19 protein-coding genes are annotated in these 18,033 nt (G+C 62.7%); 8 read left to right on the plus strand and 11 right to left on the minus strand.

Annotation, left to right across the window (positions count from 1 at the left end):
- Genes FHW78_RS15865 through FHW78_RS15875 form a run of 3 tightly spaced genes read right to left on the minus strand, consistent with a single transcriptional unit; the run spans nt 1 to nt 2,145 of the window.
- Complete coding sequence (locus FHW78_RS15865; RefSeq protein WP_183642781.1) at nt 1-975, minus strand: SOS response-associated peptidase family protein; 975 nt, start codon at nt 973-975, stop codon at nt 1-3.
- 1 nt (nt 976) lies between these two features.
- Nucleotides 977-1,921 (minus strand): hypothetical protein, encoded by a 945-nt coding sequence (locus FHW78_RS15870; RefSeq protein ID WP_183642784.1) that lies wholly within the window; start codon nt 1,919-1,921, stop codon nt 977-979.
- Nucleotides 1,918-2,145, minus strand: coding sequence for a hypothetical protein (locus tag FHW78_RS15875; protein WP_183642787.1), 228 nt, complete (start codon nt 2,143-2,145; stop codon nt 1,918-1,920). Before FHW78_RS15875 ends, FHW78_RS15870 begins: the two co-directional genes overlap by 4 nt.
- 161 nt (nt 2,146-2,306) lie before the next feature.
- Between FHW78_RS15875 and FHW78_RS15880 the strand changes: the two genes are divergently transcribed.
- From FHW78_RS15880 to FHW78_RS15910, 7 genes are all read left to right on the plus strand, one after another.
- On the plus strand, nt 2,307-2,654 hold the full coding sequence (locus tag FHW78_RS15880) for an HNH endonuclease (RefSeq protein WP_183642790.1): 348 nt from the start codon (nt 2,307-2,309) through the stop codon (nt 2,652-2,654).
- A gap of 116 nt (nt 2,655-2,770) precedes the next feature.
- Nucleotides 2,771-3,214 (plus strand): hypothetical protein, encoded by a 444-nt coding sequence (locus tag FHW78_RS15885; RefSeq protein ID WP_183642794.1) that lies wholly within the window; start codon nt 2,771-2,773, stop codon nt 3,212-3,214.
- A gap of 23 nt (nt 3,215-3,237) precedes the next feature.
- A complete protein-coding gene (locus tag FHW78_RS15890; protein ID WP_183642797.1) occupies nt 3,238-3,735 on the plus strand; it encodes a hypothetical protein in 498 nt (165 codons plus the stop codon).
- Between the two features lie 187 nt (nt 3,736-3,922).
- On the plus strand, nt 3,923-4,384 hold the full coding sequence (gene umuD / locus FHW78_RS15895) for a translesion error-prone DNA polymerase V autoproteolytic subunit (RefSeq protein ID WP_183642800.1): 462 nt from the start codon (nt 3,923-3,925) through the stop codon (nt 4,382-4,384).
- Between the two features lies 1 nt (nt 4,385).
- A complete protein-coding gene (locus tag FHW78_RS15900; protein WP_183642803.1) occupies nt 4,386-4,787 on the plus strand; it encodes a hypothetical protein in 402 nt (133 codons plus the stop codon).
- Nucleotides 4,787-5,674 carry a hypothetical protein gene (locus FHW78_RS15905; protein WP_183642806.1) on the plus strand — a complete coding sequence of 296 codons (888 nt, stop codon included), beginning with the start codon at nt 4,787-4,789 and terminating at the stop codon, nt 5,672-5,674. Before FHW78_RS15900 ends, FHW78_RS15905 begins: the two co-directional genes overlap by 1 nt.
- Before the next feature lies 1 nt (nt 5,675).
- Entirely contained in the window at nt 5,676-6,938 is a 1,263-nt protein-coding gene (locus FHW78_RS15910) for a Y-family DNA polymerase (protein WP_183642809.1), read from the plus strand.
- Nucleotides 6,939-6,953: 15 nt separating this feature from the next.
- On the opposite strand, the gene FHW78_RS15915 is transcribed toward FHW78_RS15910, so the two are convergent.
- The 8 genes from FHW78_RS15915 to radC form a co-directional block, all read right to left on the minus strand.
- Nucleotides 6,954-7,712, minus strand: coding sequence for an abortive infection family protein (locus FHW78_RS15915; protein WP_183642813.1), 759 nt, complete (start codon nt 7,710-7,712; stop codon nt 6,954-6,956).
- 101 nt (nt 7,713-7,813) lie between these two features.
- Nucleotides 7,814-8,881: a Shedu anti-phage system protein SduA domain-containing protein gene (locus tag FHW78_RS15920; RefSeq protein WP_183642817.1), complete on the minus strand. Its 1,068-nt coding sequence runs from the start codon at nt 8,879-8,881 to the stop codon at nt 7,814-7,816.
- 13 nt (nt 8,882-8,894) lie between these two features.
- Nucleotides 8,895-11,537 carry a DEAD/DEAH box helicase family protein gene (locus FHW78_RS15925; RefSeq protein ID WP_183642820.1) on the minus strand — a complete coding sequence of 881 codons (2,643 nt, stop codon included), beginning with the start codon at nt 11,535-11,537 and terminating at the stop codon, nt 8,895-8,897.
- A gap of 2 nt (nt 11,538-11,539) precedes the next feature.
- On the minus strand, nt 11,540-13,060 hold the full coding sequence (locus FHW78_RS15930; RefSeq protein WP_183642823.1) for a site-specific DNA-methyltransferase: 1,521 nt from the start codon (nt 13,058-13,060) through the stop codon (nt 11,540-11,542).
- A gap of 108 nt (nt 13,061-13,168) precedes the next feature.
- Complete coding sequence (locus FHW78_RS15935; protein WP_183642826.1) at nt 13,169-15,385, minus strand: fimbria/pilus outer membrane usher protein; 2,217 nt, start codon at nt 15,383-15,385, stop codon at nt 13,169-13,171.
- Nucleotides 15,375-16,052: a fimbria/pilus periplasmic chaperone gene (locus FHW78_RS15940; protein ID WP_183642829.1), complete on the minus strand. Its 678-nt coding sequence runs from the start codon at nt 16,050-16,052 to the stop codon at nt 15,375-15,377. The genes FHW78_RS15935 and FHW78_RS15940 overlap by 11 nt, the downstream gene beginning before the upstream one ends.
- A gap of 125 nt (nt 16,053-16,177) precedes the next feature.
- Nucleotides 16,178-16,681, minus strand: coding sequence for a spore coat protein U domain-containing protein (locus tag FHW78_RS15945; protein WP_183642832.1), 504 nt, complete (start codon nt 16,679-16,681; stop codon nt 16,178-16,180).
- Between the two features lie 99 nt (nt 16,682-16,780).
- Entirely contained in the window at nt 16,781-17,260 is a 480-nt protein-coding gene (gene radC / locus FHW78_RS15950) for a DNA repair protein RadC (protein ID WP_183642835.1), read from the minus strand.
- Nucleotides 17,261-17,533: 273 nt separating this feature from the next.
- Here radC and FHW78_RS15955 point away from each other — a divergent pair, with 273 nt between their 5' ends.
- Complete coding sequence (locus FHW78_RS15955) at nt 17,534-18,028, plus strand: GNAT family N-acetyltransferase (RefSeq protein ID WP_183642838.1); 495 nt, start codon at nt 17,534-17,536, stop codon at nt 18,026-18,028.
- The last annotated feature ends 5 nt before the right edge of the window (nt 18,029-18,033 follow it).

The following is an 18,033-nucleotide window of genomic DNA, read 5'->3' on the forward strand; positions in this document are numbered from 1 at the left end:
TTACGCGGCTTCCTTGACCAGCTCGTAGTAGGGATGGCGCTTGTCGTCGAAGATGGCGAACAGCGCCTCCAAGTTGTTGGGATCCGGGTTGAGCCAGGCGTCCACGTGCTCGGGCTTGATGTTGATGATCGTGCGGTCGTGTCCGGCCGCGGCGACTTCGGGTTCTGGCTCATCGGTGATTGCGGCAAAGGACCACAGGTTAGGTTCCTCCCCCTTTGGGTCCACCCAGTGGGAGTAGAGGCAAGCGATATACATGGTCTCCCCGGTGCGCGGGCGGAACTGGATCTCCTTCGATCCGCCCTTCCCGTCATCCACGTTCTCGTAGAACGTTTCGGCCAGCATCAAGCCATGCGTGTGGCCAAACAGCTTCCGCCAGAACAGGGTCAGCTTGTCTCGGCGGGCGTTGTAGGTGCCCGAAACGCGTCCGTCCTTCGTCCAGTCGATCGACGGGTCCATGCCGGCGGGGCGGCAGTGGTAACGCATGGGCCTCACGACTTTGCGCCCGTTCTCTGAGATCAGAACAGGGACATACCAGTCGGGGAAGATGCGGTTGTCCTTGGCCGTATCCAGCTTGGTGCGCTTCGCATCCGCAATCCAGCGCTCCATCTGCTTGATCTTGTTCCCCGCAATGCGCTGATCGTTGAGCGCGGCCTTGGTCTCCTTCTTCGCCAACTTCGCTTCGGCGGCGGCCAGGCGTGCCCTCTGCGCGTCAAGCTCGGCCTCGCTCTCAGCGAGTTTGCGCCCATTCCATTCGGAAATGAGGTCCTGAATCTTCCGCTCCAGGTCTGACTTCGGGGGCAGGAAATTCAGGTCCATGCCCTTGGGGATCTTGGGCGTGAATTTGGCCGGCTTGCGGACGCGGTAGGCCTCGTCTCGTTTGAGGTAGACCTCCCAGAACTCGCGGATGTCGATGTCGGCGCTGAATTCCTTTACGTAGTTGTCGTAGAGGGTCCAGGCTTCAGCGGAGTAACACACGTCAATGCCCTCTTGCCGCAATGCGGGCGTTCAAGTCTTCAGCGAAGGTCTGCACCGCATTTGCTAAAGCCACTACTTCATCGGTGGTTGCATAGACCGCCGCGGTGCGGTCCTTGTTCTGACCGAACCGATGAACGATATCGTGCCGCTTCGTCGCCACCGCCGTGAGCCCGTATTGGTCATAGCCTGGCATCTCTATGCCCAACAAGGCAGCGAGAAACGGCCAGTTGCTGCGCCAGCGGTGCCAGACCACGTCCTTCATGCCATCGTGGATGCGCCGCCGACGCACCTCAAGTTCCAACTGCTCACCGCCCACCATGTCTTTCAATCTGCGATCGCTAGCGAAAGATGGGCGAGCAGCCACCAGACGTTCGACGCTGTCATCGTCATTGGCCAGCCACCACACGGCCGTTTCCCACAGGAAGGTTTCTAAGGCGGTGATGAGTGCGGCGTAGACCAGATTCCGTGCCTGAAACTTGGCTCGTTCAGACCCCTCCATTGCCAACACTAGGCGAAGATCCTCAACCCTTTGCCGCAGTTCCTGAATTGGGCTTTCGGCCGTTTCGACCTCAACATCCCAGTCTTCCTCTGCGGTGAGTGCCGTCGGTGCCAGCTCGTCGCCGATCTCGGCGAAGATGTCAGCGACCAGCTCCTCTATCGTGTCGAAGTCGGCAATCCCTTCGAAGCGTTCCATGAGCACGTCGTGCGGATGCCAGGGCCCACCTCGGGTGTAGATGTAGCCCACGTCGGAGTGATAGGGCGTTTCGTAGGCCGGATTGCAGTAGCGAGCCATCAGCCAGTGCCGCATCGCAGCGGCCTGCTGGTCCGGCTCTGCCTCGCGAAGCCAATCGTCATCGACCTCGCAGGTGGCCGGGTCACTGAAAGCTGCCGGGTCAACCTCCGGCAACTCGTCGTCCAACCCCATCATTCGCTTGGACAAGCTCATGCGTCCGGTTCCAATGCAACCAAATAGCGCCCGTGCCTGGCCAGCATCGCGTTGATGCGCTGATTCACAACTCCCACATGCTCGGCGGCCTGGTCTTCGATCGCATCGGCCTCCCCGGCAAACGCCATCCAGAAGTCGCCATCGGCGGGATAGGCCTCGAGCAGGTCCGGAAGCTTGGCTTCCAGGGCTTCGAGCTGGGCCGTGAGCTGGTCAAGGGTGGTCATGGGCCTATCTTGACACCGCCCACCGGACGGCGCGATAAATCCCCTGCCGCGTGGGAACTTACCCCCGGTGTATTGCCTGCTTAGCTCAAGGCAACAGGTGCCCGAACCGATCTCGCCAAGAGACGTCGGGAAGCTATTTCCTGTTTTTCCCGAGACTAAGCATGCCCAAAATCCAACGCCTAAGAACCGATGCATTCCACGCCCAGAAGGGCCGCTGCTGCTACTGCAGCCTGCCCATGTGGAACGCCTCCCCCGATGAACTGAAACCCTTCGGCCTGCCAGCGCGCACGGCCAACCCGCTTCGCTGCACCGCGGAACACCTGGTGGCCCAACAGGACGGCGGCAAGGACGTGGTGGGCAACATCGCCGCGGCCTGCTGGCTCTGCAACACGCGCCGGCACAAACGGAAGTCCCCACCCTCTCCCGAGACCTACCGCGCCTTCGTCCAGAAGCGGCTGGCGAAAGGGAAGTGGCACCCACCGGAGGTGGCCAAGCTGCGTCGTAAATAACCTGCAGCGAAAACGATGGGAGAGTTGCTGCTCTCCCATCGATGAACTGAAAAACTGTTGTCCTCCCCCTTGCGCGTTTCCGCTGTCGCGGTAAACCAGTGAAAAAAGGAGGACGCATGACCAACACCGACCTGCTCGCCGCCATCCAACAACGCAACCCCGCCCAAGTGACCGCGGCGATCGCACGCGGCGCCCAACCCAACGCGCACGACGCCCGGGGCTACACCCCGTTTCACGTTGCCTTGCTCACGGCCGACGCTGCCACGGCACGGGCTCTGCTGGACGGGGGCGCCGATCCGCGGGTGGTCACGAAGCTGGCCCAGGGACGGGACATGGGCGCGAAAACCTTGGTGGCGTATCGCCACGGTCGGGCGCACGCGCACCCACCGGGCAGCCGGGAGCGGGAGGCAGAGTTCGCCACGTGCGAAGGGCTGGATCGCCTGCTCGATGAGCGGGGTGTCGAGGCCACCCTGGATGACACCCATTGGTGGATGAAGGGGGTGGAGGACGCGGCGGACATTGCTGACCGGCAGGGGAGGCCGTGGAAGGCTGCGGGGTAATCGGAGTCGGACTAAGATGGGTCATGCCAGTCTCTGATCCCCTCGACGCTGACCTACTCCGCGCTTTCGGGCGCCTGGAGTTCAAGCTCAAGCAGCGCGCTCGCTTCCTCCGTCCCAACCAACGGGATGCAATGGTCAATTGGCGTGCGGTGAATGCCTTGGTGTCAGCGTTGCGGCGAGAAGATTTCGTAGACCAGGTATCGGATGAAACGCGCCGCAAGATTCTGACCAGGTCACGTGATCGACCAAAGGTCCAGGAGGTGGTCATGGTGGGTGCCCTGCCGAAGGCAGAATTTCGCCGTCGCGCCCTAGACATTCAAGGCCAACCTCCGTCGGATGCCATCGCGCTGGTTGAAGCAGCTCGACGGGTTCGCAACAACCTCTTCCACGGCGGGAAGGACGATCCGAACGAACAACCTTTTGACGACGACGACGACGAGTGGGCGCTGGCTGCCATCGACGTAGCGGAGCGCCTCTTGGCCTTGGTAGACCGAAACGCCTTCGGACCACCCGAGCCTTGAGATCCTGGCTGCGCGTGAAACCAACTCGGCGCGAACGCGGGGCGGTTTCACGCCGTCTCGCACCCTCGCTGGGACAAGGGGTTGGGCCCGTTCAGCGAAATACTAAATGACGAGGGTCTGGAGGCGGCGCTAGCCTGTCTCCCCGGTGCGTCTCACCGGGTGATTCTGACTTGTAGAGACTTCCGCCATGCTCGACGCCACTCTCCCGCCCGGTTACCTGGGCGCCGCCCATCTCCATCCCCTGCCGTTGCACCTGCCTCTGCTGCCGGTAAGGGCCACGTGCGGCTTCCCCTCGCCCGCCGAGGACTTCTACGGCTCCCAGGACGTGCTGGACATCAACCAGCGGGTCGTTCGAAACCCGGTAGCGACGTTCTACGTCGAAGCCGACACGGGCACGTCGATGGTGGAATTCGGGATCTTCCCCGGGGACACCCTGGTGGTCGATCGCTCGCTCACCGCCCGCCATGGGGACATCGTCATGGTGTGCTGGGAGGGTGGCTTCACGGTGAAACAGCTTCGCCTGCGCGCGGGCCGCTATGAGCTCCATTCTGGTAACCCCACCCACGCACCGATCCTCGTTCCGGAAGACGTGGAGCTGGACGTGTGGGGCGTGGTGACGTGGTCCTTCCGCAAACAGTTGAGGCGCTGACATGGACGATGCAAGCCGCTGGAGCAAGCTCAAACCAATGGAGGGACCCCGCTGGCCCATCCGATGCGGGCACGTGTTCACTGCCGAGGATCTGGTGCGCCTGCGCGAGGGCCTCTGGCCGCGCGACATGGACGACCGGTGGGCGGTCCATCTGGAGGGCAACACGCTGCGCTGCTGGCGTTCATGGACCGGCACCTGCATCTACGAAAGCCTGGTGACCTTGTCCGACGACGGCACAGGGGTGGCCGTGGTTGTGGACGTGCTCGACGACGGGGAGACCTACCGGCGTGCGGCCACCGACGAAGGCGAACTGGAACGTTTCGAGGGCGTGCTTTCCCAGGTGCGGCGGCGCGACAGCGAGGGCGAGGCACTGGCTGGGGTAACGGTGGTCCAGGAGGCGTGATGCGCGATCGCATCGAGCTCTGGAAACGCATCTACGACACCGACGACAACGCCATTTCCAAGGCGTTGTCCAAACTGACGTGGGATCTGGCCGCGTTCTCCTGCGTGGTGGAAATGGTGCGCCAAGCCCACGATGCCGATGGACGCAAGCGGCTCAACGGAATGATGCTGGAAATGCTCATATCGGGCTTCTGGAGCACCACCATGCAAGGCGTTCGACGGCTGGCCGAGCGAGAAACCATCCACGGTCAACGTGGGGTGTGCTCCCTGGGCGGCCTGCTGATGGATGCAAGAGCGGTTCGGCAGCGCGTCACCCGCCGGGTGTTCGTGGAAGACATCGCGGGCCTCGAATACAACTACGCGGCCACGGAAGATCGGTATTGGCGGTTCCTGCGCGCCCAAGCGCCTGGCCAAGCCCACTGGGTGCCTCGCGAGTATCACTACGAACCGTCCGTCCAACGGCATGCCGTTTTCGACTGGTTGAGCGGAACCACTCCCGCGACATCAACCCCAGACGATCTGATTCGGGAAGACGTGTTCGACACGCTGGACCGGCGCCTGGCACAACTCGATGGAGTGGTGGAACACGTCAACGTGGAGATCGCCCATGCGGCCACGGAGTTCAGCCGCACCGGCCGCGTGCTCGCGCAATGGAACTTGGACGACGCCAAGGGCGCCATCAAGGAACTCGCTCAGATTGCCCAGCTGGTGGGCGAATGGTTTTGCTTCAGTGGCATCGGCACTGTTCTGCCCCATCCTCAGTTCGACCAGTTCGCGCACCTGGACCAACCGCTTTTCACCGGGGACAGGCGACGCCTTCAGGCGACCTGGGATGGCCTGGAACAGGAGATCAGCGAGTGGCACAACGTGGATCCCAGGACCCTTTGACATGTTCGGCTTGGTGGATGGGAACAACTTCTACGCCTCCTGCGAGCGGGTGTTCAACCCCGCGCTGCGCGGCCAACCGGTGTGCATCTTGTCTTCGAACGACGGGTGCGCGATCGCTAGGTCTGACGAGTGCAAACGGTTAGGCGTGAAGATGGGCCAACCCATCCACGAGGTGCCGCCCCACATCCGCCGGCAGTTGCGAATCTTCTCGGCCAACTTCGGGCTGTATGGCGACCTGTCAGGGCGCGTGGTGTCGGTGCTGCGGGAGTGGTTCCCGCGGGTGGAGGTCTACTCCATCGACGAATCGTTCGTGACGTTCGACGGTGTGCCGGCGGAGCAACGCGAGGCGATGGCCCGCCAGGCGCGCGCCCAGATTCTTCAGTGGGTCGGCATCCCGTGTTGCGTGGGCATCGGCCCGACGAAGACCCTGGCCAAGCTCGCCAACAAGCTGGCGAAGAAGACCCCGCACGGGGTGGTCACCACCCTGCCCGGCTCGCCGGAACTGGAAACCTATCCGGTGGAAGACGTGTGGGGCGTGGGGCGCAAGCTCACAGCCAAGCTGGGCGCCGAAGGGATCCTGACGGCGGCCGACCTGGTGCGCGCCGATCCCGACACGCTGCGCGCCCGATACGGCGTGACGCTGGCCCGCACCCAGCGGGAGCTCCAAGGCGTGGTGTGCAGCGACCTGGAGGAAGTGGAACCGGAGCGCCAGCAGATCGTGGTGTCACGCTCGTTCGGGCAGGAAGTAACCTCCCTGGACGACCTTCAACAGGCGGTGTCCACGTTCGCCCAGCGGGCGTGCGAGAAGTTGCGGGTGCGCTCGCTGCAGGCCGGCGGGGTGTGGGTGTGGCTCAACACCAACCCGTTCAAGCCCGGCGCTCCGCAGTATCACCCCAGCAAGGCGTTCAATTTCATTGGTCCGACGAGCGACACGCGCGAAGTGCTGCTAGTGGCCCAGCGGCTGGCCAAGGCCATGTGGAAGAACGGCTACCGCTACAAGAAAGCCGGGGTGGGCCTGCTGGATCTGACGCACGGCGATATCTACCAAGGCGATCTCTTTGCCGGCATCGATCCACGATCGCAAGCGCTCATGAAGGTGATGGACCAGGCCAACGCCAAGTTCGGACGGGGCACGATGGGCATGGCGTCCTCGGCGTGGCGATCGAAGGGGCCTGCGCTGGCCAAGCCCGTGTGGGCGATGAACCAGAAAAACTTGTCGCCGGCTTACACGACCCGGTGGGATCAGCTGGTGCGGGTGCGGTAGCAACCCACCGGGCACCTAGAACGGGATGTCCAAATCCTCGGCAGCAGCCGCTTCTTGCTGGCGTGCGAGCTTCCACCGCTCCTCACAGGCCTTGATGAAGCGCACCGTGCTGGCGACGTTGCTGGCGATCAGGAGCGCCTCGTCGTATGCCAGCACCGGATTGTCATGGGCCATGGTGTGGTTGTTCCGGACGTAGTCGTATTGACCGAAGATCGTGGTCGCGCCTTTCAGGATGTGTTCTGCCATCTGGGAAGTCAGAAGACCTTCTTCCTTGACACGCTTCACGTAGGCACCCATAAGGCCACCCAACGGCACCGAACGGTCTCTCGGTATGCCGTGCTCCTCGCAAAGCTTTCGGAGAAACTTGACGAGGAAAGTATGCAGTCTGTCTAAGCCTTGCTCAGGCTCGTTGCGCTCGAAGCATTCTCTCGCGGCTTTTGCCACCTTCTGAAAGTCCTCCGTGTCACCCTCGATGGCCTCGATGTCCTCCACCGGCTTGGCTTGCGCAAGTCTCGCGGCAATGGCTTCGCAATCCCTGAAGAGTGCCTGCCGCTCCAACGCCGAATGCCCAGTATCTCGGCAGTGCTCCAGCAGTCCGTGGATGACCCGCCCTACCAAGGAGTCGTCTTCTTTGGTCCAGAAGCTGCGCAGGTGGTTGGCTTTGGACGGACCGTTGCCACTGTATGCGCCGCCATAAATGTCTCGATTGACCTCCTCTTCGAAAAAACGAGCAAAGGAGTTGTTTGAAAAATCGAGGACGTAACCACTGCTCATGCCGAACAGGTCTTCAAGCTTCCGTCTCTCGCGAGGACTCAAACTGGACATAAGTGGCTTTGCGAAGTCTCAGGACAGGACGCGACCAAACGGATGAATGATCACCATGGGATATCGTCCTCCTCAACCGCCGGCTCCGCATCATCACCTACTGAGGGGCTCATCATTTCAACAAGCCGCTCGCCTTGAGCCAGCAGGTGGTCGTAGGTCATGACAGAGATACCGTGGAGGCGGCGATTGAGACCATGTAGTGCACGCTGCTGCTCATCCGTCCATCCGTGGGATCGGCCAATCACAATGGTGGCGCGGGGGTGATAGGCCACAACCTCTTTGTGGTCGAGGAGCCCATCTTTCGCAGCCTGGTGGAGGATGTCCAGATACCGGTGGCATTGGCCGATGGCCCGGGAAACGTCTGCCGAAAAGTAGTAATTCTTGTGGGCCGCATCGTAGAGCAGAACCTCTTTGTCGGGCCGCTTCAACTCAACGATGTCCCGATAGCCCGCGATCACGTTGGGCAACAACAAGTCAAGGTTGTCTCCGGTGGAAATGGCCCTGACTTCGTCGCGGACCACATAGGCATTTCCGAACGCCCAACAGTGCTTCTCACACCAGGCCTGATAGGTCTGCTCCCCTGCCTCACCGCTGCCCAAGTTCGAGCGCAACTCGGCCACCGCCGATCGCATCTCGCTCAGACGGATTGAACCACGTAGCGCCGTGCTCAACTCATGCGTGAGTTCAGTGCTGGACAAATGGCCCAGCAACTCCGCCTGGGATAGAACCTTTGTTAGGGCACCCACGAGTTCTTGAGGATCGTGGCCCGTCAGGTTGGCCTCGCCGTTGGCCACCCGAATCAAGATGAACTCACCCGTTTCCGACTGAGCAGCAAGGGGCAGATGTGTCTGCAGGTATTTGAGCAACTGGAGGGACGATGTTTCCGACAAAGTGAGGGTCTTGGCCTTGTCCTCGATCCACGGCTGGTCCTTCGCCTTCACGAAACCTTCGAGCTTCAGCGAAAACGTGGTTCGACCGTCGCTATGTGGAATGAACCAAGCCAGGGCGTGCAGCTTGCTCTTGCTGGTCTCATTGAGCACAACTGGTGGTGCGTAGTCCACCTTGCCACTGCTGGCCGTCTTCCTGACGACCTTCTGGACTTGCCCTGGCTTTTCCATATCGCGTCCCCGCTTAAGCCCCGATCGCCGCCTTCAACTGCTCAGTGACGCTGTTGCCCTTCTCATCCTTCAGCTGGGCCATGAGGTAGATCCCCTTGCCCTTGCTCTTGCTCGCCCAGAGGTCGCCCACCATCCGCTTTTCCTTCTCCGTGTCGGAGGAATAGCGGTCCCCGCCCTTGTATTCGACGACCAGTAGGCGCCCGTCCTTGAGCCGGGCGACGAAGTCCGGGTAAGTGCGCTGTTTGGCCGTGGGCATCCAGAACTGGCTGCGATCAACCAGGTTGCGCACCCAGAACTCCACCTCGTCCAGCTGATCGATGGCTTGGGCGCAAAGGAATTCCTCACCGACCTTGCCACCGGCGGTCTTCCATTGCAGATCACCGACGAATGGGTAGTAGTGCTTGCGGAACCGGTAGGTGCCGCCCTGGTAATAGGAGTGCGCCGGATACAGCGTCATGTCCGCGGGGTAGGTGAACATCGCGTCCGGCTCGTCGCTGACCACGACGTCAGCTTCCGGTCCAAACAATGCCTGCTGAAAGCCGTCCTTCAGCGCCTCGGCCTTGGCCAGTTGGAGCTGCTCACTCAGCTTGCGCCGGAGGACGAACTGTCCATTGAGAAGCTGGGACAGCGAGAAGCCCCGGTCCTGAGACAGGCCGCTGATGGCTCGGCGCACCCATTCCCGAAGCACCGGCTGCTTCACGGCCGGGTCGCGGATCTTCTGGTCCAACCACCCCACCAGGTCTGACTCAGTCCGGTCCTTGGCAAAGCCCGGCAGGTAGGTGTTCACGTCGTCGTCGATCTTGGTGTAGGTGACCTTCTCGTCGATCAGATCAACTTCGAAGGTCTGGCTGTCGGCGTTGAACTTGAGGCTGGACAAGTCCGGCGGGTAAGCCAGCAGATCCCAGGCAAACCCGGGCGGCACCGCGCCACTTTCGATGAACTCGAGCTCGCCCTGCTCCATGACGCAGAGGCGCGGCACGCTGAAGACCGCTCCGTTCTGGCTGGGGGCTTTGACCGCCTTGGAAGCGATCTGGTGACGCTCGATGGTGGCCACGGCGTCCTCCCGCTCCTTGGCGGGGACGGCCAGGGTGATCGCTTCCACCGTGGAATCGTCCACCTCCCCCGTGATCTCGACCGTGCCACCCTTGCCTTCCTCGTTGGGCACGAATACCACGTTGCCCTGGTCGCGCTCGGGCACGTTGGTCAGGTCCGGCTGCTTGCTGACCGCCACGGTGGTCTTGGGCGGCGTGGGCACCGGATTGGCACCGCCCTGCAGCTCCAGGCCTGGCCCCGGCGTCGGTTCACGCTGCACCGCGCCCACGGCTTCCAACGGATTGAACCCGATGTCGATGAGCGATTTGGTCAGCTCAGCTGCCGCCAGGTTGAAGTGGGAGGTGGTGACATGGGCATAGGCCTTGTTCATGGCCTCCTGCTTGCGCCGGGTGGCATACGGCATGCGCAGCACACGGCCCAACAGCTGCTGGATGTCCTTGTCGCTCTTGACCTGGGCCACTGAGCAGAAGACGTAGGCGAACGAACAGTCCCAGCCTTCCTTGAGGGCCTGTTTGGTGATGATGACCTCGACGGGGCAATCCTTGGCAAAGAGGTCGACGCCGTCGATTTCCCTTTGGTCACCGGTGGCGATGGCGATGGCCTTTTCCGGCACCTTCTCGTTGTCGATGAGGTGGCGTTTGACCTCCTCCACCGTCGCGGTGCCCTTGGCGTTCTCGGCCTGGATCAGCAGGATGGGACGAATATAGTCCGGTTCATTGAGCGCGGTCTTGCCCAGCTCGTTGCGTCGAGCCACGGCACTGCCCACCGCCACCTCCCATTGCCCCACGTGCTCCTTGAGCACGACGGGGAACTTGATCATATTGGCCACCTTCAGCTCGAAGGCGCTGACGCTGACCAACACGTTGCTCTTGCTGGCTTCGGGAGTGGCGGTCAATTCCACCACCACCTTCGCACCTAAGCGTTGGTAGACCTCGTAGGACAACGGCGTGTTGGCGTTGTGCGCCTCGTCGGTGATGACCAACGGCCCGTGGAGTTTGAGAAGGTTGGCAAAGGAGGCAATCGCCTTGCCCGCTGCGTTCTGCTCCAGGTAAGGCAGATCGGACACGCTTCCCGCGAAATGTGCCTCCAAGTCCTCGTGGTGCTCGTAGACTTTGCGGCCGTCCTGGTTCTCCACGCGAAGGGCTGCCATCGTGGAAATCACCACGCACACCTTCGTGCCCAAGTCGGCAGGCCGGATGTGGGTGAAGTCTTCCACGTCGAACACCGCCACCTTGCCACCGAAGGCCTCATCCAACTCCTGACGGTAGGGGTGGCGGGGATCCTTGAACGCCTCCAAGGTCTGGGTCTTGATCTGGGTGGTGGGCACCATCCACATGACCAGGGGATACGTGCGCTCCAAGTAAGCGTCAGCTGCTGCTTGAATGATGTGAGCGCCCATCACGGTTTTGCCACCGCCCGTGGGGATGCGCAGGCACGCGTAAGGCGTGGCTTCCATGCCCGGCATGGGCTTGTAGGTCGTGACCAGGCCCGGATCCACGTTCTTCTCGAACGCAGACGCAGGGCCGGTCAGCCGTGCGTCTTCCAGGAACTGGGCTAGGCTGGCCAGGGCCCGCTGCTGATAAACCTTCAGGGAGAGAGCCATGATCAACGCGCCTTGATGTCGTAGGGGGTCTGTTTGAACGTGATCTGGAGCTCTTCCAGCCGCTCCTTCGGCAAGTCGCAGGACTCACCGTAAATCACCTTGGGTCCGTCGAACGGCTCAATTCCTCGCAACACCCTTTTGGTCAGCACGTTGCCGCCGGTCTTACTCTCGTCGCCAAGGATCCCGTTGAACAGCAAGTAGTAGCCCACACCGTGGTGCTCCCCCAGGAATGCCGTCTTGGGCGCACGGGTGGAGCGCGCGGTGCCGGTCTCAGCAAACCACACGTGCGCGGCCAAGTGTTCGAAGCGGATGCCGTCTCGGATGTGACCGCTCACATCGAACACGGGCACCCCCAGCTTGTAGAAGCGGAAGCCGCCTCCCCCTCTCCACTCGAGATCTTTCGACACTCCACCTTGTTCGCCGTCCACCACTTTCAAAAGCCTCGGTTGGCAGTGAGTGCGTGCGTGCTCACCCATCTCAATGCCAATCCACTGCCGGCCCATCTTGTGGGCCACTGCGGCCGTGGTGCCGGAACCCAAGAAACTATCGAGCACCAGCTCTCCCGGCGCAGAACCAATTTCCAGGACCCGCTGCATCAGCTTCTCCGGTTTGGGAGTGCCGAAAACATCACCGCCGAACAGGCTCACGATTTCCTTCTTCGCGTCCTGCGTGTGTCCCGCTTCGTCGTAGTGCCAGTAGGTCTGGGGCACCCTGCCCTGCTTCACGTCGGTGAGGAACCGCTTCAAAGAGGGGGCGCTGTTCCCATCCTTGCCCCACCAAATGCGATTGTCGGCATCGAGCTCTTCCAGCTTAGCCATGGAGATGGACCAGTAACGACCCGGAGGGGGCCCGGGGATCTCTCGACCGCTAGGAGTGGTGACCGGGTAGACGCCCAAGCTGTAGGAATTGCGCGCGGAAAGATCGCTGGCCTTCCAAGGCCCACGGGGATCGTTGTCCTGGTTCTTGTAGGCCTTGTCCTGAGCCGCTGTTCGCGGCACCAGATTGGGAATCCACTTTTCAGCGTTCTTGGCGTAGACGAACAGATGATCGTGGTCTACGGAAAAGTGGCGAGCGGAAGACTTGGGCGAGTAGTTCTTTCGCCAGATGACATTTGCAATGAAGTTCTTTCGCTGAAAAATCTCGTCGGCGATAACCTTGAAGTAATGGGCTTCGTTGTCGTCCAGCGTGATCCAAATGGAGCCATCCTCGGCCAAGAGCTCCTTCAACAGCTCGAGGCGGGGATACATCATCGACAACCATTGGGAGTGTTCAATGTTGTCGTCGTAGTGCTCACTGACCGCCGATTGGGTGTTGTAGGGCGGATCAATGAAAATGCATTTGACCTGCCCACCGTAATACGGGAGCAAGGCCTTGAGCGCCTCCAAGTTGTCCCCCTCGATGAGCATGTTCGGGGAGTCCTCCTCCCCGTAGGAAAGCTTGGCGACCGGCTCCAGTAGCCGGTAGGGAGCCAGGGCGGCGCGCGTGAGATCCGCGTCGCGGTTGAACCAAGAAAGCAGTGGCATCCAGTGATCCCCTAAGACAGGCCCCCAGTATCGTTCAGCAAAAGGATGCAGGGCCAGTTTCGCAAGCCGTGAGACACCCCAACCCTTTGTTTTCCAAGGGTTGGCTGATCACTGACAGGTGAGCTGCACCACCGTTTGCGCAGACCCGAGGTCCGCGGGCAGCTGGGCCTTACAGACCCCCGTCACTTCGATCACCAGTCCCGATTCGGGGTGCTGCAAGTAGAGCGCCCCGTCGAACCCCACCTGGGTTGTCTCGCGGGCGGTCCGGGCGATGGTCCCGGGTGGGATGGCGGTGCCGGTCAGGGTGTAGGCGCGGGCCGTTTCGGTGAGGACCGGGAAGGCCACGTGCATGCCGGCCAGGCGACCGGGCATCGCGGTCTTTTCGGTCTCGCCCACTTGGGTTCCCAAGGGCAACGCCTTGTCGTCGATGCGCACGGTGGTGGGCACCAAGGCCGCCACGTCGCCGGTCACCAGCCTGCCCTTGGCGTCGGTCTGGCCCACCACCCGGCCGCCCACCCGAACGGGGACGTTGGGCTGGCCCGGCACGTCCACCACGGCGAAGCCCTGGGGGGCCGGGCGCAGGAAGGTCACGCCCTTGCCGTCGATGTGGACCGCGCCGCTGTAGCCCCCGCTGACGTAGGGCGTGCCCAGCCCGCTGCCGGCGTCGAGACGGGCCATGCCGGTGTCAGTGTTCCAGGACGCGGTCGCGCGCAGTTCCTGGCCCCGCTCGCCGGTCTCCCATTCGGCCGCCACGCTAACCGGGGTTTGACCGAAGGTGGGCCGTCCGGAGTAGCGAAGCGCAAGGGCATCGGCGTTGGGGGCGGATCGCGCCCTCACCCCCACCCGGTTGGACCCGAACGCGTAGGTGTAGCCGGCCTCCACGCGGGTGTCGCCACGCCCGATGTCGCGCAGCACGCTGGCCCCCAGCTGGTGGGGCCCTTTGCGCCAGTTCACGCCCACGTCGGCGAAGGTGACGCGGCTGCGGTCGGTGGTCAGGTCGGTGTAACCGGCACGCACGGACAGGTCTCGGCTGGGCCGCCAAAACAGGGAGGCGCGGGTGCGCTCTTGCACGTCCGTGGCCCGTTCCGGGCGCAAGCGCCAGTAGCCGTCGTTGCGCTCGTGCTCCAGGCGCACGCCAAACGTGGGGCTGCGGTAGTCGTAAGCGGCGGCGATGCGTTGGCCGCCCCCACTGGAGCGCCCCACTTCCAGGTCGAGCGTGCCCAAGGTTCCCAGCGGGGTGGTGGCGCCTACGGCCAGGTTGGCATGCCCTTCCCCATCGGCTTGCGCGTGCGTGCGCAGCGTCCACCGATCGGACGCACCCCAGGTCAGCGATGCGCTGGCGCCTGTCTTGCCGTAGCGGTTCTCGTCCTCGCGCACCTGCCCCACCGCCACGTCCCACGTGGTCAGGCCCGGGCGAAGCAAGGTGGGCGCCACGTAGTAGCGCTGATCGCTGACCACGGTGGTGCGCCCGAACCGGTCGCGCACGACGACCTGGGCCTGGTTGGCGCCGGCCGACAACGGGCTGCCTTCGACGACGAACGGCCCGCGCTCCACGTCCCTCTGGAGCACCCGGGCCTGATTGGCCATGACCTCCACCGTGCCCGGATCCAACGCCAAGCCACCGAGGGTGGGAATGGGATACGTGGGCGTCATCGGGTCGAGCGCCTTGGGGTCCTTGGCGATGCGGACACCGCCCAGGTTCACCACCGCCGACGGCGGGCCAGCGAACACGTCGCCGGCTTCGTAGGTCACTTGGCGCGTCAGGTCGTCTTTCTGCCAGCGCGTCATGCCGCGGCGATACTCGCCGCCGCGCGACGTGTCGGCGTTGAGTTGCCCGGTGGTGGCGAGCACGCCCGAGCGTCCAGCGGTGCGCACCTCGTGGGACAGGGACCCGCCCTGGGCTTGTTCGGTTGCGCGGCCAGAGAGCGAGTAATTGATCAGCACACCCGGCGCCGCGGGCGAAAGTGAACCGGTGGTTTCGTGGCGCTTGACCGATTGAACCGGTGCGCGATCGGGGGGAATGGTGATGGCCACGGTGGCGTCTTCGTCGTTGACCTTCAGCGCCACGCCCAACGCTTGAGCCGACAAAGCGTCCGTCTCGCCCGCCTGCAGCACCACCCCAAGGTTGGCCCAGGTTTCAGCATCGGCGAACCATTGGCCGTTGTGCTGCCAGAAGACGGCCGGTTCCTTTGAGATCTTGCCGCCGACGGTCGGCAGCAGCACGCTGGGCTCCACGCCTTGGGGCACAGCAGCGCCGGCCGCATGCGCGGCCAGCATCAACGCGAGAAGAATCCCCCAGCGGCGCACGGTGTGCTCAAGGAGCAACAGTGAGCGTCACCGGCTGACCGTTGACGGTCAGAGTCAACGCCGAGGCGCGGTGCTCCGGCTTGAGGGGGATGTCCTTGCTCAAGCCAGGCAGCACCCAGCCCAAGGCCCCTTCGCGCCAGGAGGCGCCGGAAGCCGGTCCAATGTTGGTCACGCGCGCGGCGGTGGTGCCGGTGTTGGTCAGGCGGTAGCCCGAACCGTCCGGCGACAGCGACACGCTCAGGCGCACGTCAGGCGTCGAAGCTTCAAACGCCAGCGGCAGGGAATGATTCACGAGCAGCGAGACGTTCGACCGCCCACCGTTCTCGATGGGAGGTGACGGCAGCTGTTTGAAGATGACGCGGTAGTAGCCCACCGCCCCACTTCCACTGACCCTCACCACCCGCACCACGCGCCGCCCTTTCGGAGGAATGGAGATGATCGATGGAGAAGCCAGCACATCACCGGTGTTCACCAGCTGGTCGACTCCATCCTTCTGCAGCCACTGGTAGGCAGTGACTTGATAGCTCACCGGCATGTCGTCTGAATTGATCAGCGTGACCGCATGCGCTTTCGTTGTGGGCTCACCCAAAAGCGCCGTTGGAGTCAACGACACTTGGGATGCGCCCGCAGAAAACGGGAGCAAGAGGGAAATCAAAAGAGTGAAGAGAGAAAATAACGATCGCATGGAGGCATCTCCTGTCGGGGGATACCTTTCAAGCTAGAGACGATCCACGTTTCGTCAACCCATACCCACTCACAATGAAAAGCCCCGCTGGTGCGGGGCTTCTCTTCGTGCGGATCACGTGACGATCAGTTGTAAGTCAGGGTGACCTGGACGGTGTCGCTGTAGAACCCGTTGGGCGCCTTGTTCGCTCCCAGGAAAGCGATGGAGTAAGGCATGAACTGCCACTCACCATTCCCGACCCCGGAAATCTGATCTGCGCCCGTGCCCCACGTTTCACCACCCACCATGTCACGATGGAGCGAGTAAGCCAGGAAGAAGCCAGGGCCAGACAGACTGCGGTGATTGGGAAAATCGGCGTTCAAGCCGTAGTTCAGCCCGTCGCCGGGGGCAATCTCGTAAGCGGTGCCGGTGTTGCAGCGGGCGCCGATGCCCGTCGGCGAAGAAGCCACCTGCGAGAGCGACAGCGAGTTGATATCCAGGTTGTCCAACGGGGAGATCTGCAGCTGACAACCGGGCAGCACTTGGCCGTTGATCATCAGGTTCTCCGACACGTCGTCGGCGAAGGCCGGTGCAGCCAGAGCGGCCAAGGCGATGGGAAGGATGGAACGGAGGGTGGACTTGCGATTCATGGGTATCGGCTCCTTGTTAGGAATATGAGTAGGGGTGAGTGGCCCGACATGGACCATCCCTCTACCGATACCTGGAATCGGTGAGTTGGCAAGGGGTGGTCACACCCACCCCCGTGCGGCCATCGACGCATGCGTGTTGCCAGCGACCACCAGGTGGTCCAGCACCCGAACGTCCAGCAGTGCCAGGGACTGCTTCAGGCGGGCCGTCAGGGCGCGGTCTGCCGCGCTGGGCTCCGGGTTTCCACTCGGGTGGTTGTGGAAGAAGATGACCGCCGCGGCGTTATGGTCCAGGGCCTTCTTGGCCACGATGCGGGGGTGAACTTCGCAACCGTCGATGGTGCCTTGGAACAGGTGCTCGGTGGCGATGATGCGGTGGCGGGTGTCGAGAAAGACCACGCCGAACACCTCGTGCGCCAGGCCGGCGCAGCGGGCCTTGAGGAAGTCGGCAGCGTCGCTGGGATCGGTGATCGCGCCTTGGCGTTGCAGGCGGCGTTCAAGGATTTGCGAAGCGGCCAGCAGGATGCCTTCCTCGTCCATCGTCAACTGATACTGGGCCCGGATGTCGTTCGCTCGCTTCATCTGCTTTCTCCACCGGCGCGGGATGCGCCTCGCGGGAACCGATGGGCGGAGCGATCGGCCCCTCCCGCACCCGGGAGCGAGCACCGTCAGGCGCGCAGCGAAGGGCCGGAACACCGTGGAGGAGGCCTGCCCTTGTGGGAGGGGCAAGCGGAGCCAGGATTCCCAGTCAAGAGGCCACTGCCCCGGTGAACGCCCGAAGCAAACGAATGACTTGAGGGATGAGATTGGAGGGGCGACGATGGGCACACTCGCCTACTCATGGATGAAATGCCCATGCCCGGAATGACTGACCCGAGCGACGCACTGAAAATTTTTCAAGATGCAATGCTTGCCGGTCCCGTTGAGTTGGAACGGGGCCAGGTGGATCCCAGTGTCTACATGCACTTGCACCGTGGGCACCGGATACCGCAAAACACGTTCGTATTCCTCGACGGCAAAACGGTGCGAGCATTTGCGACGTTTGCCTTGAACGGCATCTATAAGGGCAGCCCGAACCTTGCGGTGGGCTATGCAGTCCCCGAGGCTTACCGGAACAAGGGACTGGCCACGGCCATCCTTCGCGCTGGGATCGCTGAAATGCAGAACGGCTTCAAGGGCATGCCCCCGTTCTACGTCGAGGCCGTGGTGAGCGAACAGAACACGGCATCTTTGAAAGTGGCCGAGGCCGTGCTCGGGGAAGAGATTGAACGGATCAACGATGACCACACGGGTGAGCCCGCAGTTCGATTCGCGCGCAAGTTTGAAACCGGCCCATCCCACACAACCTAATCCAA

Origin of the sequence: Pseudoxanthomonas sp. OG2 (genome assembly GCF_014192765.1) — a bacterium.
Classification (GTDB): domain Bacteria; phylum Pseudomonadota; class Gammaproteobacteria; order Xanthomonadales; family Xanthomonadaceae; genus Pseudoxanthomonas_A; species Pseudoxanthomonas_A beigongshangi.

Bases quoted from the DNA above. Each gene is read 5' to 3' on its own strand.
- FHW78_RS15870 (WP_183642784.1), bottom strand. From the start codon at position 1,921: ATGAGCTTGTCCAAGCGAATGATGGGGTTGGACGACGAGTTGCCGGAG.
- FHW78_RS15875 (WP_183642787.1), bottom strand. From the start codon at position 2,145: ATGACCACCCTTGACCAGCTCACGGCCCAGCTCGAAGCCCTGGAAGCC.
- FHW78_RS15880 (WP_183642790.1), top strand. From the start codon at position 2,307: ATGCCCAAAATCCAACGCCTAAGAACCGATGCATTCCACGCCCAGAAG.
- FHW78_RS15885 (WP_183642794.1), top strand. From the start codon at position 2,771: ATGACCAACACCGACCTGCTCGCCGCCATCCAACAACGCAACCCCGCC.
- FHW78_RS15890 (WP_183642797.1), top strand. From the start codon at position 3,238: ATGCCAGTCTCTGATCCCCTCGACGCTGACCTACTCCGCGCTTTCGGG.
- umuD (WP_183642800.1), top strand. From the start codon at position 3,923: ATGCTCGACGCCACTCTCCCGCCCGGTTACCTGGGCGCCGCCCATCTC.
- FHW78_RS15900 (WP_183642803.1), top strand. From the start codon at position 4,386: ATGGACGATGCAAGCCGCTGGAGCAAGCTCAAACCAATGGAGGGACCC.
- FHW78_RS15905 (WP_183642806.1), top strand. From the start codon at position 4,787: ATGCGCGATCGCATCGAGCTCTGGAAACGCATCTACGACACCGACGAC.
- FHW78_RS15910 (WP_183642809.1), top strand. From the start codon at position 5,676: ATGTTCGGCTTGGTGGATGGGAACAACTTCTACGCCTCCTGCGAGCGG.
- FHW78_RS15915 (WP_183642813.1), bottom strand. From the start codon at position 7,712: ATGAGCAGTGGTTACGTCCTCGATTTTTCAAACAACTCCTTTGCTCGT.
- FHW78_RS15920 (WP_183642817.1), bottom strand. From the start codon at position 8,881: ATGGAAAAGCCAGGGCAAGTCCAGAAGGTCGTCAGGAAGACGGCCAGC.
- FHW78_RS15925 (WP_183642820.1), bottom strand. From the start codon at position 11,537: ATGGCTCTCTCCCTGAAGGTTTATCAGCAGCGGGCCCTGGCCAGCCTA.
- FHW78_RS15930 (WP_183642823.1), bottom strand. From the start codon at position 13,060: ATGCCACTGCTTTCTTGGTTCAACCGCGACGCGGATCTCACGCGCGCC.
- FHW78_RS15940 (WP_183642829.1), bottom strand. From the start codon at position 16,052: ATGCGATCGTTATTTTCTCTCTTCACTCTTTTGATTTCCCTCTTGCTC.
- FHW78_RS15945 (WP_183642832.1), bottom strand. From the start codon at position 16,681: ATGAATCGCAAGTCCACCCTCCGTTCCATCCTTCCCATCGCCTTGGCC.
- radC (WP_183642835.1), bottom strand. From the start codon at position 17,260: ATGAAGCGAGCGAACGACATCCGGGCCCAGTATCAGTTGACGATGGAC.
- FHW78_RS15955 (WP_183642838.1), top strand. From the start codon at position 17,534: ATGCCCGGAATGACTGACCCGAGCGACGCACTGAAAATTTTTCAAGAT.